The sequence below is a fragment of the Bacteroides ovatus genome (genome assembly GCF_001314995.1).
Taxonomy (GTDB): Bacteria; Bacteroidota; Bacteroidia; order Bacteroidales; family Bacteroidaceae; genus Bacteroides; species Bacteroides ovatus.
Window position 1 is genome coordinate 1,952,973 of sequence record NZ_CP012938.1, and the last position, 14,024, is coordinate 1,966,996.

12 protein-coding genes and 1 pseudogene are annotated in these 14,024 nt (G+C 41.3%); 8 read left to right on the top strand and 5 right to left on the bottom strand.

Annotation, left to right across the window (positions count from 1 at the left end; translation table 11 throughout):
• Nucleotides 1–34: 34 nt before the first annotated feature.
• From Bovatus_RS07910 to Bovatus_RS07930, 5 genes are all read right to left on the bottom strand, one after another.
• Nucleotides 35–661 carry a GIN domain-containing protein gene (locus tag Bovatus_RS07910; RefSeq protein WP_004300703.1) on the bottom strand — a complete coding sequence of 209 codons (627 nt, stop codon included), beginning with the start codon at nucleotides 659–661 and terminating at the stop codon, nucleotides 35–37.
• A gap of 67 nt (nucleotides 662–728) precedes the next feature.
• A complete protein-coding gene (locus tag Bovatus_RS07915; RefSeq protein ID WP_004300704.1) occupies nucleotides 729–1,394 on the bottom strand; it encodes an ABC transporter ATP-binding protein in 666 nt (221 codons plus the stop codon).
• Between the two features lie 17 nt (nucleotides 1,395–1,411).
• Nucleotides 1,412–2,659, bottom strand: a complete 1,248-nt coding sequence (locus tag Bovatus_RS07920) for an efflux RND transporter periplasmic adaptor subunit (protein ID WP_004300706.1) — start codon at nucleotides 2,657–2,659, stop codon at nucleotides 1,412–1,414.
• Between the two features lie 181 nt (nucleotides 2,660–2,840).
• A complete protein-coding gene (locus Bovatus_RS07925; protein WP_004300709.1) occupies nucleotides 2,841–4,217 on the bottom strand; it encodes an NAD(P)/FAD-dependent oxidoreductase in 1,377 nt (458 codons plus the stop codon).
• A gap of 81 nt (nucleotides 4,218–4,298) precedes the next feature.
• On the bottom strand, nucleotides 4,299–5,204 hold the full coding sequence (locus Bovatus_RS07930) for a glucosaminidase domain-containing protein (RefSeq protein ID WP_004300711.1): 906 nt from the start codon (nucleotides 5,202–5,204) through the stop codon (nucleotides 4,299–4,301).
• A 110-nt stretch (nucleotides 5,205–5,314) separates the two neighbouring features.
• Here Bovatus_RS07930 and cdd point away from each other — a divergent pair, with 110 nt between their 5' ends.
• The 8 genes and pseudogenes from cdd to Bovatus_RS07970 all read left to right on the top strand — a co-directional run bounded on the left by cdd (nucleotide 5,315) and on the right by Bovatus_RS07970 (nucleotide 14,021).
• Nucleotides 5,315–5,797 carry a cytidine deaminase gene (cdd, locus tag Bovatus_RS07935; RefSeq protein WP_004300713.1) on the top strand — a complete coding sequence of 161 codons (483 nt, stop codon included), beginning with the start codon at nucleotides 5,315–5,317 and terminating at the stop codon, nucleotides 5,795–5,797.
• Between the two features lie 2 nt (nucleotides 5,798–5,799).
• Nucleotides 5,800–6,639 (top strand): AraC family transcriptional regulator, encoded by an 840-nt coding sequence (locus Bovatus_RS07940; protein WP_004300715.1) that lies wholly within the window; start codon nucleotides 5,800–5,802, stop codon nucleotides 6,637–6,639.
• Between the two features lie 88 nt (nucleotides 6,640–6,727).
• Nucleotides 6,728–7,309: a DUF417 family protein gene (locus Bovatus_RS07945; RefSeq protein WP_004300718.1), complete on the top strand. Its 582-nt coding sequence runs from the start codon at nucleotides 6,728–6,730 to the stop codon at nucleotides 7,307–7,309.
• 99 nt (nucleotides 7,310–7,408) lie between these two features.
• Nucleotides 7,409–8,782, top strand: coding sequence for an FAD-dependent oxidoreductase (locus Bovatus_RS07950; protein WP_004300720.1), 1,374 nt, complete (start codon nucleotides 7,409–7,411; stop codon nucleotides 8,780–8,782).
• 376 nt (nucleotides 8,783–9,158) lie between these two features.
• Complete coding sequence (locus Bovatus_RS07955) at nucleotides 9,159–10,793, top strand: ABC-F family ATP-binding cassette domain-containing protein (RefSeq protein ID WP_004300722.1); 1,635 nt, start codon at nucleotides 9,159–9,161, stop codon at nucleotides 10,791–10,793.
• Between the two features lie 732 nt (nucleotides 10,794–11,525).
• Nucleotides 11,526–12,314, top strand: a complete 789-nt coding sequence (gene nudC / locus Bovatus_RS07960) for an NAD(+) diphosphatase (protein WP_004300728.1) — start codon at nucleotides 11,526–11,528, stop codon at nucleotides 12,312–12,314.
• Nucleotides 12,315–12,321: 7 nt separating this feature from the next.
• Nucleotides 12,322–12,885: pseudogene (locus Bovatus_RS07965) on the top strand (Crp/Fnr family transcriptional regulator).
• 86 nt (nucleotides 12,886–12,971) lie between these two features.
• Entirely contained in the window at nucleotides 12,972–14,021 is a 1,050-nt protein-coding gene (locus Bovatus_RS07970) for an acyltransferase family protein (RefSeq protein WP_004321432.1), read from the top strand.
• Nucleotides 14,022–14,024: the final 3 nt, after the last annotated feature.

The following is a 14,024-nucleotide window of genomic DNA, read 5'->3' on the forward strand; positions in this document are numbered from 1 at the left end:
GATTCTACAGGAGTTCACAGAAGAATGTTCTACATTAGATATTCCAACCTTTCTTTGTTACGTCTTTACACTTCAGGTTTTTGGAGTTGATTTTACCAACGCCATCCCGCTTAAAGAAAGCTGCATCCGCTTTACCGGATACAGTGATATTTCCTACTCCATCCACTTTAGCTTTGATAGTGCTGCAATCAACATTCAACTTCATATTGCCTACTCCGTCAACATCTAGTTTCAACTCATCGCAATATAGACTTTTCACGTTACAGTTGCCTACTCCATCAAGTTCGAAAGCTATATTTTTAAGTTTTAGTTCTTCTTTTGCATCGAAGTTCCCTACTCCATCAATTTTCACTTTACTCAAATCGGGAGCAGTAATATAGCAAATAAGGTTCTTGATATTCCTCGCATTCCTATCTTTATACGAGATAACCAAAGTTCCGTTTTTCACTGTCACCCTTGTTTTTTCTACAAATTCAGAAGGACCTTCCAAACGGCAGGAGCATCCTGCCGATTGAGTAAAAATAATATTCCCGACAGATTGCAGGTTTATGGCAGAAAACTCGTCTACATTATAATCTTTACTCACATTTTGTGCCGATAGCGAACAGAAAGCAACACTTAACAGGACAGCTATCGCAACGATGAAAATATTCTTTGTCATGATGATTTTTAATTTAGAGATACATTAATCAATTTTTCCATTTAGTTCTAATCGTAAGAGGCCGTTTCTATTGTACCTGGCGTCCATCGAAGAAACGAATAGTGCGCGAAGTCTGCTTCGCCTGTTCTTCATTATGGGTAACCATCACGATAGTACGTCCGTCTTCCTTATTCAACCGATGAAGCAGTTCCATTACTTCAGCTCCCATCTTTGAATCCAAGTTACCTGTCGGCTCATCGGCAAGGATTATTTCGGGATTACCAATAATCGCACGGGCAATAGCTACACGTTGGCACTGCCCACCGGAAAGTTGTGTAGGAAAATGTCTCATACGATGGCTTAATCCTACTTTTTCCAATACCTCTTGTGCCAACCGTTTTCGTTCACTACCAGCCATACGTCGATAAAGCAAGGGGAGTTCTACATTATCCATCACATTCAACGAATTAATCAAATGAAAAGACTGAAATACAAAACCGAGCGTTTTATTACGAAAAACCGCCAGTTCCTTGTCTTTCATTCCTTCGGTACGTATTCCGTTGATTTCCACCATTCCCATTGTAGGTGCATCAAGCAATCCCATTATGTTCAGCAGGGTGGATTTTCCGCATCCGGAAGGTCCCATTATACTTAGAAATTCTCCACGTTCTACCGTCAGATTTACATTCTCCAATGCTACCGTCTCAATCTCGTCCGTACGATAAATCTTAGAAAGAGAGTTCAATGTTATCATAACTTCTAGTATTTAGTTTATTTAATTTTCAACTTATTCTTGTTCTTATAAGCACTCATATCGCTTACTACTACTTTATCACCCGGTTGCAATCCGCTCAACACTTCTACATATTCAAAATTAGAATCTCCTAACTGTATTTTACGTTTTACCAGTTCATTATCCGAATTGCAGACAAAAAGTTCATATTCACCGCGTCCCACATAGAAAGAGCCATTGGCTATGCGCATTACATCTTCCTTCACAGCATTCATCACATAAACATCTGTCTTTAGTCCGGAACGTAAGCGGCGGTGATTATCTTCTTTCAACTGAACGGTAAATGATATCACACCATTCTTGGATAGTGGTGTAACACTGCTAACTGTCCCTTCCAGTTTGTCGCTCCCTATCTTAACAATTGCTTTTCCTCCGGCTGCTACACGATCACCGTACGTATCCGCAATCTCGCCTTCCACTTTAAAATGGCTCAAATCAGAAATGATAGCTACCTGTCCGCCTTCGGAAATCTGTGCACCAATTTGGTTATTAATATAGGTAAGAATAGCTTTACGCGGGGAACGGATTTGTGCATCATCCAACGTACGTTTCTTTTCGGAAAGGCTCTTGCGAAAGATATTAAAATCAAGCTCCTGAACTTTCAATTCGGCAGCAGCTACTTCCTTCTCATTTTTATATTGTTGCTGAAGTTGTTCGTACTCTAATTGAGCCACATTATAGCTCAATTCGGCCTGGCGTACTTTATCTGTTGTTCCTGCACCGAGGCTGTCCAGATAGTGTTCATTTCTCAACTCCACTTTCATCCGACTCAATTTCATTGCCGACACTTTAATCTGCATTGCCATATCGGAAAGTTTCGTCTGATTATTGACGCGAAGCTGATCAAGCTTATACTGGCGCATTTGTTCCTCGTCCAGCAACTTCTTATATTCAATTTCCGTACTCTGAAGGTCCAGTTTCAGAATCGGAGTACCTACGTCTACGCTATCTCCCCCTTTTTTATAGACTTCAATAATACGACTGTTGATCGGAGAATTGATAATTTCTTCAAAAGCAGGGACAACCTTACCGGAAGCACTGACACTTACCTCAATCACCCCTTTATCGACTGTGGAAAAGACAAGATCCTTTGCCTCCACTCCTGCCCTTAATACAGATATAAGTACACCGATGGCAATAATACTTGCCACTCCAATGGATGAATAACGAATTATCTTCTTATTACGTTCTTTTTGACGTACCTCTTTAGGAATTTCTCTGTCCATATCCGATCATTTACTATTTTATGATGTATCAATTCGGTACTTTATATACCAAATCTGTGCCAAAATCGTAAATGGTTGATAAATAGAAGATAACAAAAAACAAAGGGTGTCCGATATCGGACACCCTGTACGAATTTACCGTTCAGAATAGCATCTATCATCCTGTCGACAGGAAGCCTGTCTACTTGGATGATGATGTAATTGAGGGGTTCTTTTCCTCTTGTACCAGTTCTTTCCCCCAATGGGTAGTTTCCTCCACCTTTTCACGATCACGAATCTCTTTTGCTTTACGGGCATAGACAATCATACGCATAGACTGATCGTAAGTGAAATAATTCCATACCCAATTCAAGAGTACAATAACCTTATTGCGTACCCCAAGAATAGAGCGCAGATGAACAACCAGCCACATCACCCAGGCAAACCATCCCTGCATCTTTACTTTACTAAACTCTGCCACGGCACGATTACGTCCTACAGTCGCCATCGAACCCAAATTACGGTAATGGAAAGGTTTCATCTCCCGTCCTTTCTCCATACGTACTAGATTCTTTGCCAGCAATTCCCCTTGCTGGATAGCCACTTGCGCTAATTGAGGATGTCCGTTCGGGTAATCTTCATCAGCAACCTGAATACATTGGTCGCCAATAGCAAACACATTATTCATCCCCTCTACACGGTTAAATGAATCGACCTTAATACGGCCTCCACGCCCAATCAGAGAGGCATCCAGATTTCCGATAGTCACACCGGTGACACCACTCACCCAAATAAAAGTACGCGTGGCAATCTCTGTACCATCTTCAAGTACTACTTTATGGTCACGATAATCCACAACACGTTTATTCAACAGGATATTTACTCCCATTTCACGGAGAAACTGTTCAGCATGTGCAGATGATTCTTCCGACATTCCGGCAAGCAATCGCGGCCCGGCTTCAATCAAATAGATGTGCATCAGACTGCTGGGCATATCAGGATAATCATTCGGCAAGACAAATTTCTTCATCTCGGAAAGTATTCCGGCTACTTCTATCCCGGTAGCTCCACCTCCCACAATTACAATATTCAATAACTCTTGTTGTTCCTGCTTCGTTGAACAGGTCAGCGCTCGTTCCAGATTAGCCAGAAGAGCGTTTCGCAATCCCATCGCTTCTGACACATTTTTCATCGGCATGGCTTCCTCTTCGATATGTTTATTACCGAAATAGTTGGTTGTAGTACCTGCTGCTAACACCAGATAGTCATATTCTGCTTTTCCGATGGAAGTCTGTATCATATTCTTTTCCGGGAAAATGGCACGTACTTCCGCCATACGGAAATAGAAATCTTTCCGATGCTGGAATATTTTACGGAAGGGGAAGGATATGGAAGTTGGCTCCATACCAGCCGAAGCCACCTGATAAATCAAAGGAGGAAACTGATGATAGTTGTTTTTATCTATCAATACGACTTGAAAGCCTGACTTTTTCAGCTTGTTAGCCAGTTTCAAGCCACCGAAACCACCGCCTACTATGACGACACGTTTCTTATTACTTTTTGCAATGTTTAGACTCATATTCTAATCATGTTTTATCAAGATAATAACACATGAATGAGTCATTAAGTTTCCGAAATTCGAAACTTTTGAGAGAAGTCTCTACCGCAGACGCAATCTATCTCCGATTTCCGGAACATACTCACCATCCTTACGATTCATCTTATACAGATTTTTGAGGCGGATACCATATTTTTGAGAGATGCCATGCATGGAATCTCCATCTTTCACAACATATACAGTATAAGGTTTGGAAGCCTTTTTCTTCTTGCTCTTCAGATAGATGATATCTCCTTCCATCAAGGTATAATCACGCTGCAAGTCGTTGTACTTCACAAGTTTCTTCCAACTAATATCAAATTCGTTACCTAAATCTTTAAAGGTATCACCGTTGCGGGCTACCACATAAGCAATATCATTAGCGATATACACCTGATGCGGGCTCATCAACCAAGGATTCTTTTTCAGTTTCCGTTCCGAATATACCCCCTTACGGTCGTATTTATACAAGTCATAATCTTCGATAATTGTAATCAGACGATTAGCATAAGAAGGATCGGTAGCATAGCCTGCTTTTTTCAGTCCACGCGCCCATCCTTTATAATCGGTGATATCCAGTTTGAAAAGAAAAGCGTAACGGGCACCTCTTCTAAGGAAGTCGGAATGATCTTCGTAAGAGTCACGCGGATGCTTATAAGCACGGAAACATTCGTTGCGCGCATCATCATCATGACGAACCGTACGTCCCCGCCAACTGCCACCACATTTAATACCAAAGTGGTTATTACTCTTTCGTGCCAACTGGCTGTATCCGGCACCGCTTTCCAACAATCCTTGCGCCAATGTAATACTCGCCGGAATCTTATGAAGCTTCATCTGTTCAACAGCCAAATCACTATACTTATTTATATACTCGACGTAACGGGCATTCCGTTTCTGTGCCTGCACTCCTACGGCAAAGAAAAAAATAACGGTTAAAAAGATAAGTCTATGCAGTTTATTCTCCATTTTTATTCAGATGTGAATTAGATGGCACAAAAATCTGAAAAATAATTGGGATTATCAATCTCTTTCCTAACTTTGTAACATTAATTGTAGAAACCAATACCCTAACGTATATGAGAGACCTCACAATTACCGCTATTATTAAAGTATATCAATATGATGAGTTGAATGAGGCCGATCGGGCACTTATGCAGACTGCCATGGAGGCAACAGCTCGTAGTTATTCTCCGTACTCCCATTTCTCCGTAGGTGCCGCTGCGCTATTGGGCAACGGGACAGTAGTGACAGGAACCAATCAGGAAAATGCGGCCTATCCGTCGGGGCTTTGTGCAGAACGTACTACCCTATTCTATGCCAACTCCCAATATCCCGACCAACCGGTTGTCACTCTTGCCATCGCGGCACGAACGGAAAAAGATTTCATCGACCAACCGATTCCTCCCTGCGGCGCTTGCCGGCAAGTGATTCTGGAAACGGAAAAGCGTTACAAACAACCCATCCGCATCCTATTATATGGCAAAGAATGTATCTACGAAGTAAAAAGTATAGGCGATCTACTGCCATTATCATTTGACGCATCAGCAATGGAGGATTAATTATGTTACAACAATATCACACGAAACTAAAAGGAACACTCGCACTTACAGACTCTTATCTGACAGAAAAAGCACTGCAAAAAGAAAAAGGGCTTTATAAATTTATATGGGTACGCAGCGGAAGCATTACAGTAGAAATCGATCATCAGGAAATGATGCTTACCAAGGATGAAGTGATTTCACTCACCCATCTGCAACACCTCGAATTTAAATCGATTGACGGCGAATACCTGACTTTGCTGTTCAACAGCAATTTCTATTGCATTTATGGCAATGACCATGAAGTGTCGTGCAGCGGTTTCCTGTTCAACGGTTCTTCTCACCTGATCCGTTTTACCCTGAATGAAAAAGAACGTAAAGAGCTCGACACCATTACCGAAGCACTGGAAAACGAGTTTACCGTTTCCGACAGCCTGCAGGAGGAGATGCTACGCATCCTGCTGAAACGCTTCATCATTCAATGTACCCGTATTGCACGTCATCGCATGAATATCACCCGTGAAAAAGAATCCGGTTTCGAGATTGTCCGCCAATACTATAACTTGGTTGACGAGCATTATCGGACAAAGAAGCAGGTACAGGACTATGCCGATATGCTACACAAATCTCCCAAGACACTATCGAACATCTTTTCAACCTGTAAACTGCCTTCGCCACTCCGGGTAATCCACGAACGGGTGGAAGCGGAAGCCAAACGCCTTTTGCTTTACAGCAACAAAAGTGCTAAAGAAATTGCCGATATTCTTGGATTTGAAGACCAGGCCTCTTTCAGCCGTTTCTTCAAAAATATGACCGGACAGAGTGCCGTACAATTCAGAAACACACAGGAAGGGAAAAATTGACAAGGCATACGGAAGTATTGCTATTTGGGGGGTAGTGGAAATGGACGACCTTTGCAACATAAGATAAACCAATTAAAACCCCAACAAAATGAAAGAGAAATTGATCGCTTTACTGACCTTCACTTCAAGTCTGAAAAGTTTTGGTATGAAATTTATCCGCGTTGCCATCCTGGTAGTATTTGTATGGATAGGCGGATTGAAGTATTTCCATTATGAAGCCGACGGGATTGTTCCGTTTGTTGCCAACAGTCCTTTTATGAGTTTCTTCTATGCTAAAGGTGCACCCGAATACAAAGAACATAAAAATGCGGAAGGTGCTTTTGTCCCGGAAAATCGTGCATGGCACGAAGCAAACCGCACTTATACTTTCTCTTACGGACTGGGAGCTCTTATTATGAGCATCGGCATACTGGTATTTCTGGGAATCTTTTTCCCAAAAGTGGGATTGGCAGGCGACACCCTCGCCATTATCATGACGCTCGGCACACTTTCTTTTCTTGTCACCACCCCGGAAGTCTGGGTTCCCGACTTGGGAAGCGGAGAATTCGGTTTCCCATTACTATCCGGTGCAGGGCGGTTGGTGATTAAAGACATTGTGATCCTGGCCAGTGCCGTAGTGTTATTATCCGACTCGTCACAACGCGTACTCAAAACACTTAAAAAAGACTAAGACAACCACTAAAGAGGATTCTGACTTCTTGCCATTGCGGAACAAATCGTATTTTCAGACTGTTATATAGTCTCATACGAATCGTTAATACAAGAAGTTATGAAACAATATGATGCAATTATTATAGGATTCGGCAAGGCAGGGAAAACCCTGGCTGCCGAACTTTCCAACCGCGGATGGCAAGTGGCCATCGTAGAACGTTCCAACATGATGTATGGAGGAAGCTGTCCGAATGTAGCCTGTATCCCAACAAAGACGCTGGTGCATGAAGCCGAGGTTTCCGCTTTGCTTTACCACGATGATTTTCCGAAGCAGACGAATATGTACAAACAGGCCATCGGCCGAAAGAACCGCCTCACTTCCTTTCTTAGGAATGATAATTACGAAAGACTAAGTAAACGTCCTAATGTGACTATCTACACCGGGATGGGTTCTTTTATATCCGCGAATACTATAAAGGTAACACTACCTGAAGGATATATCGAGCTGCAAGGAAAAGAGATTTTTATCAATACGGGGTCTACTCCTATTATCCCGGCAATAGATGGCATTCAGCAAAGTCAGCATGTATATACCAGTAGCACGCTTCTGGATCTAAGCGTACTTCCTCATCACCTGATTATCATAGGTGGAGGATATATCGGACTGGAGCTCGCTTCTATGTATGCCGGTTTCGGCAGTAAAGTGACGATACTCGAAGGAGGAAACAAATTTATGCCTCGTGAAGATCGGGATATTGCAAACAGCGTCAAAGAAGTGATGGAGAAGAAAGGTATTGAAATCCATCTGAACGCTCGTGCGCAGTCTATCCATGACACGAATGACGGAGTGACACTGACTTACTCGGACGTATCCGACGGTACTCCTTATTATGTAGATGGAGATGCCATTCTTATCGCAACGGGACGTAAACCGATGATTGAAGGATTGAATCTGCAAGCAGCGGGTGTAGGAGTTGATGCTCACGGAGCTATCATCGTAAACGATCAGTTACGCACTACTGTTCCTCATATATGGGCAATGGGAGATGTGAAAGGCGGATCGCAATTTACATATCTCTCACTGGATGATTTCCGGATTATCCGTGACCAGCTCTTCGGCGACAAGAAACGTGATATCGGAGACCGTGATCCTGTGCAATATGCAGTGTTTATTGATCCGCCATTGGCGCATATCGGAATCAGTGAAGAAGAAGCTCTGAAAAGAGGATATTCATTTAAGGTTTCCCGGTTGCCGGCATCCTCCATCGTCCGTACCCGTACATTGAGGCAGACTGATGGTATGCTAAAAGCTATCATCAATAATCATAACGGGAAGATTATGGGCTGTACTCTATTCTGCGCCGATGCTTCAGAAATCATCAATATCGTAGCTATGGCGATAAAAACAGGGCAAACCTCTACATTCTTGCGCGATTTTATCTTCACGCATCCCAGTATGAGTGAGGGATTAAATCAACTGTTTGATGTATAAGAATAAGAAAGAGTATAACTCACTTCTAAAACAGAGCCTCTGAATAGGGTAAACAGAGGCTCTATTTGGAGTAATCGGAGGCTCTGAATGAGGTAAACGGAGCCTCTAAATAAATGAAATTCATTCTTTTTCAGTCTTAATAGAGTGAAATCTAATAGAAAGTGTTATCTTTGCAGCCAAGTTAAACTATATACCTACCACAATGAGAATTACTAAGTAAGACAACACTTCTAAGTAAACATCACTTTTCTTATATGCTTTTTCTATTTTGTTAAGCATCACGAAATCCGTGTTGTTTAGCCAGTATTGTGTTTGTCGTTCCCCTATCCTGTGATTTTTTTCACTCTATTTTCAACCTCAAACCCAATAGATCATCATGTCTATCAGTATCCAACAAATCAGCTATATCCATCCGGATAAAGAAGTATTATTCAGTGACCTCAATTTCGCCATCAGTAAAGGGCAGAAACTAGGATTAGTCGGTAACAATGGTTGTGGCAAGTCTACTTTGCTACAAATTATTGCCGGACAGTTATCACCCTCTTCCGGTGTCATTGTCCGCCCGGACGACCTATATTATATCCCGCAACATTTCGGGCAATATGATTCACTGACCATCGCACAAGCTCTTCAAATAGAGCGTAAACAGCAAGCTCTGCACGCTATCCTGGCAGGAGATGTCTCAAACGAGAATTTCACCATTCTAAATGATGACTGGAATATCGAAGAACGTTCCATTGCCGCTCTCGATTTATGGGGATTAGGACAGTTTACGCTATCCTACCCGATGAATCTGCTTAGTGGCGGCGAAAAGACCCGCGTATTCCTGGCAGGTATGGACATTCATCATCCATCTGTCATACTTATGGATGAACCGACCAATCATCTCGATTCTTCCGGCAGACAACGTTTATATGACTGGGTAGAAAAATATCGTTCCACCCTGTTGGTGGTAAGTCATGACCGTACCCTGCTCAATCTTCTCCCCGAGATTTGCGAATTGGAGAAGCATCAAATCAATTATTATGGCGGAAATTACGAATTCTACAAAGAACAAAAAACGCTGATGCAGGAAGCATTGCAACAACGTATTGAAGAAAAAGAAAAGGCACTAGGTATTGCCCGTAAAGTGGCTCGCGAAACGGCCGAACGCAGGGACAAACAGAATGTACGCGGCGAAAAGAGTAATATAAGAAAAGGAGTTCCACGCATTGTATTGAACGCACTCCAAGGGAAATCCGAGAAGAGCACTAGTAAACTGACTGGCGTCCATCAGGAAAAAGCCGAGAAGTTAACAAATGAACGTAACCAGCTTCGAGGTTCGCTCTCTCCGACTGCGGCATTAAAAACCGATTTCAACAGTTCCTCGCTTCATACCGGGAAGATATTAGTGACAGCAAAAGAGATTAACTTCAGTTATCATTCCAATTCGATTAACAATGATATTCAGGAAAATAGCATCTCAAAACAACAGCTTTGGCAAGCTCCTGTCAGCTTTCAGCTAAAGAGCGGAGACCGCCTCCGTATAGAAGGAGCCAACGGTAGCGGAAAAACAACTCTATTGAAATTAATCACTGGCCAACTTCAACCACAGGAAGGAACCCTGACACGAACGGACTTTAGCTATGTCTATTTGAATCAAGAGTATTCGATCATTGACGACCGGAACAGTATTCTTGAACAGGCTTACGCTTTCAACAGCCGGAATCTGCCGGAGCATGAAATAAAGATTATTCTAAACCGTTACTTGTTTCCTGCATCCGAATGGGACAAATCCTGCCGGAAACTTAGTGGTGGTGAGAAAATGCGTCTCGCTTTCTGCTGTCTGATGATTAGTAACAATACCCCTGATATGTTTATCCTGGATGAACCTACCAACAATTTGGACATACAAAGTATTGAAATTATCACTGCTACTATAAAAAATTATGCAGGTACTGTGATAGCAATCTCACACGACAATTATTTTATTCAGGAAATTGGTGTCGAACAATGCATTTTATTGAGTTAGTCTATTGATATTTTATCCAGGGCAACCGCACCAATATTTAATTCATATCCGCACAGTTTTGAATAAAATAATGGAGTATTCTGGAAACGTTGTGGTAAATCTGAAAAAGATGATTGAGTTTTTAAGATTCCCCGTTATCTTTTTATTATAAGATATGGGTCAAAGGTGAGGGTTGGTGAGGGTAGATTTATAACCTTTTATTTTATTATTTTCTATACTATCTCCTTTTTTATTTATAAAAAAAAATACGAAAGTTATAAATCTACCCTCACCAACCCTCACCCTTGACCCATTCATTAGCGCACCGTTTAACTCGTTTCAGTACAGTTCTTAATTAAATGGGAATTTATCGGTTAAATGGGAATTTTGCAGTTAGGCTGAAAGCCTTACAATTATATATTTATTGGGGTGCCCTGAAAGGGCTTAATTATATAGCGTAGGGCAACGCCCTACGAAAAAAACACACCAGCCACAAGCCCTGAAAGGGCGGAACCGTATACAATTATGCCCTTTCAGGGCGCAAATTCAGATTGTCGTTTTTACGTAGGGCGTTGCCCTACGCTATATAATTAAGCCCTTTCAGGGCACTCCGCAAAATTATCATTTAGCTCATTTCTGCACGGTTATGAATCAAATTTTGGTGCAGTTGCCCTGTATTTTATCTGATAAGTCTAAATATCAATCTAGTTTTTTTATAACTTCGCAGCGCGAAGATCAAGAATTAGAATTAAAATGAATCAGACAGCACAATCATGGTGGTTTATCTTTTACAAAGACCAACTGCTTCTTGAGAAAAAAGAGGATGGCATATATGCCATCCCGTGTGAAGAAAGCTCTCCTATTGTTATTAAAGAAAAAACAACCGTACACAATATCACTACACTAGAAGGGAGAAACTGCAAGACTTTCTCCCTCTCCTCTCCCATTGAAGAATCGGAGCAATGGATCATGACAGGGCTTCGTGCCTCCTATGAATATCTTCCTTTGTCTCATTATCAGACAGCAGGAAAAGCACATGAGATTCTGCATTGGGATAGAAACAGCCGCTTTTGTTCCGCCTGCGGCACGCCTATGGAACAGAAAGAATCTATCATGAAGCGTTGTCCGAAATGTGGCCGGGAAGTATATCCTTCCATTTCCACAGCGATTCTTGTATTAGTGAGAAAAAAAGATTCACTACTCTTAGTGCATGCCCGCAATTTTAAAGGAACATTCAACAGTCTCGTTGCCGGATTTCTGGAAACCGGAGAAACGCTAGAAGAATGTGTAGCACGTGAAGTGAAAGAAGAAACCGGACTGGAGGTAAAAAATATCACTTATTTCGGTAATCAGCCCTGGCCTTATCCCAGCGGACTAATGGTCGGCTTTATTGCCGATTATGCCGGAGGAGAAATCAACCTCCAAGATGAAGAATTGAGTTCGGGAGACTTTTATACAAGAGACAATTTACCCGAACTTCCCAGAAAACTTAGTCTTGCCCGAAAGATGATTGATTGGTGGATAGAGCATCCAAATGAATAAATCAAACATGGAAAATATCATCAAAGGAATCCGTCAGTATTATCCGGTATCCGACAGTTCTTTGGAAGTACTCTTCAGTTATATGAAGAAAATGGAGCTTCCCAAAAAACATTTACTGATACACGGTGGAGTACTAGACCGCCACGTCTACTTTATTGAAAAAGGATTTTGCAGGTCCTATTGTTTACGTGACGGAGAAGAAATCACGATCTGGTTTTCACGCGAAGGTGATATAACCTTTGCCATGAAAGATTTATATCATAATCAACCAGGATACGAATATGTAGAATTACTGGAAGATTGTGAATTATATGCCATACGTATTGAAGATTTAAATCAGATTTATGAAACTAATATAGAAATTGCCAACTGGGGACGTGTCATTCATCAGGAATGTTTGTAGTACATGGATATTCACCATATCAACCGATTGTATCTTCCGGCTAAAGAACGTTATGAACAACTTTTACGTGAGCAACCCGATGTCATTCACCGTGCCCAATTGGGATATATAGCCTCCTTTCTAGGCATGACTCCCCAACATCTTAGCCGCCTACGCTCCGAATCTTGAATCTTTTTAATCTATGTGAATTTTTATATCACAAGAAAGCAGTACTTTTGTCAGCGAATACAAAAAAACTGATAAGGATAAGTATCGTGATTAACACATTAACTTCTTTACGAATATTATTTGCCTTGATGGTATTCGGGGCACATTGTTATGTTCTGGATCCGAGCTTCGACACTCACTTCTTTAAAGAAGGATTTGTTGGAGTCAGCTTTTTTTTCATCCTTAGTGGCTTCATTATTGCCTATAATTATGAAGAAAAGTTATTGGAAACGACCACCACCAAACGTACCTTTTGGGTAGCACGCATTGCCCGCATTTACCCCCTCCATCTACTTACTCTATTAATTGCCGCATGTATAGGAGGGTATGTTCAATACAACGATACGACAGACTGGATAAAACACTTCGCCGCTTCCACTTTTTTATTGCAACCATTCTTCCCTTCTGCAGATTATTTTTTCTCATTCAATAGTCCTTCGTGGAGTCTGGGCTGCGAACAGTTATTTTATTTCTGTTTCCCCCTCATCATTCCTTTCTTAAATAGTAAACGGAATCTATGTATCACTCTTTTCATCTGCCTGCTGATTATGCTGACAGGTATGCATCTGACTGCTGAAGAACAAATTAAAGCATACTGGTATGTAAATCCAATCACCCGCCTGCCGGACTTTTTTGTAGGTGTTTTACTTTATCAGTTTTATCGGTCGATATTCAACAAAAAGATTTCTTATTCCACCGGAACACTATTAGAAATAGGAATAGTCATTTTATTTTTTGTTTTCTATTTTTGTGCCGCAGACATTCCCAAAGTATACCGCTATTCTTGTTACTACTGGCTACCCGTTTCTTTGGTGATACTTATCTTTGCCTTACAAAGAGGGTATATATCCCGGTTACTATCCAATCGGGTCTTAGTGATAGGAGGAGAAATCAGTTATAGTTTCTATCTGATACATTTATTTATTATACTCACATACCTCCAAATGGCTACTCTGTATCAATGGCACATACATTGGATGATAAGTGTCCCCGTCATTTTTTGCATCACTATTGCGCTTAGCTTACTTTCTTATTATTATTTTGAAAAGCCTGCCAATAGATGGGTAAAACGAATACTAACTAAAAAACAATCATAAATT

Bases quoted from the DNA above. Each gene is read 5' to 3' on its own strand.
- Bovatus_RS07910 (WP_004300703.1), bottom strand. From the start codon at position 661: ATGACAAAGAATATTTTCATCGTTGCGATAGCTGTCCTGTTAAGTGTT.
- Bovatus_RS07915 (WP_004300704.1), bottom strand. From the start codon at position 1,394: ATGATAACATTGAACTCTCTTTCTAAGATTTATCGTACGGACGAGATT.
- Bovatus_RS07920 (WP_004300706.1), bottom strand. From the start codon at position 2,659: ATGGACAGAGAAATTCCTAAAGAGGTACGTCAAAAAGAACGTAATAAG.
- Bovatus_RS07925 (WP_004300709.1), bottom strand. From the start codon at position 4,217: ATGAGTCTAAACATTGCAAAAAGTAATAAGAAACGTGTCGTCATAGTA.
- Bovatus_RS07930 (WP_004300711.1), bottom strand. From the start codon at position 5,204: ATGGAGAATAAACTGCATAGACTTATCTTTTTAACCGTTATTTTTTTC.
- cdd (WP_004300713.1), top strand. From the start codon at position 5,315: ATGAGAGACCTCACAATTACCGCTATTATTAAAGTATATCAATATGAT.
- Bovatus_RS07940 (WP_004300715.1), top strand. From the start codon at position 5,800: ATGTTACAACAATATCACACGAAACTAAAAGGAACACTCGCACTTACA.
- Bovatus_RS07945 (WP_004300718.1), top strand. From the start codon at position 6,728: ATGAAAGAGAAATTGATCGCTTTACTGACCTTCACTTCAAGTCTGAAA.
- Bovatus_RS07950 (WP_004300720.1), top strand. From the start codon at position 7,409: ATGAAACAATATGATGCAATTATTATAGGATTCGGCAAGGCAGGGAAA.
- Bovatus_RS07955 (WP_004300722.1), top strand. From the start codon at position 9,159: ATGTCTATCAGTATCCAACAAATCAGCTATATCCATCCGGATAAAGAA.
- nudC (WP_004300728.1), top strand. From the start codon at position 11,526: ATGAATCAGACAGCACAATCATGGTGGTTTATCTTTTACAAAGACCAA.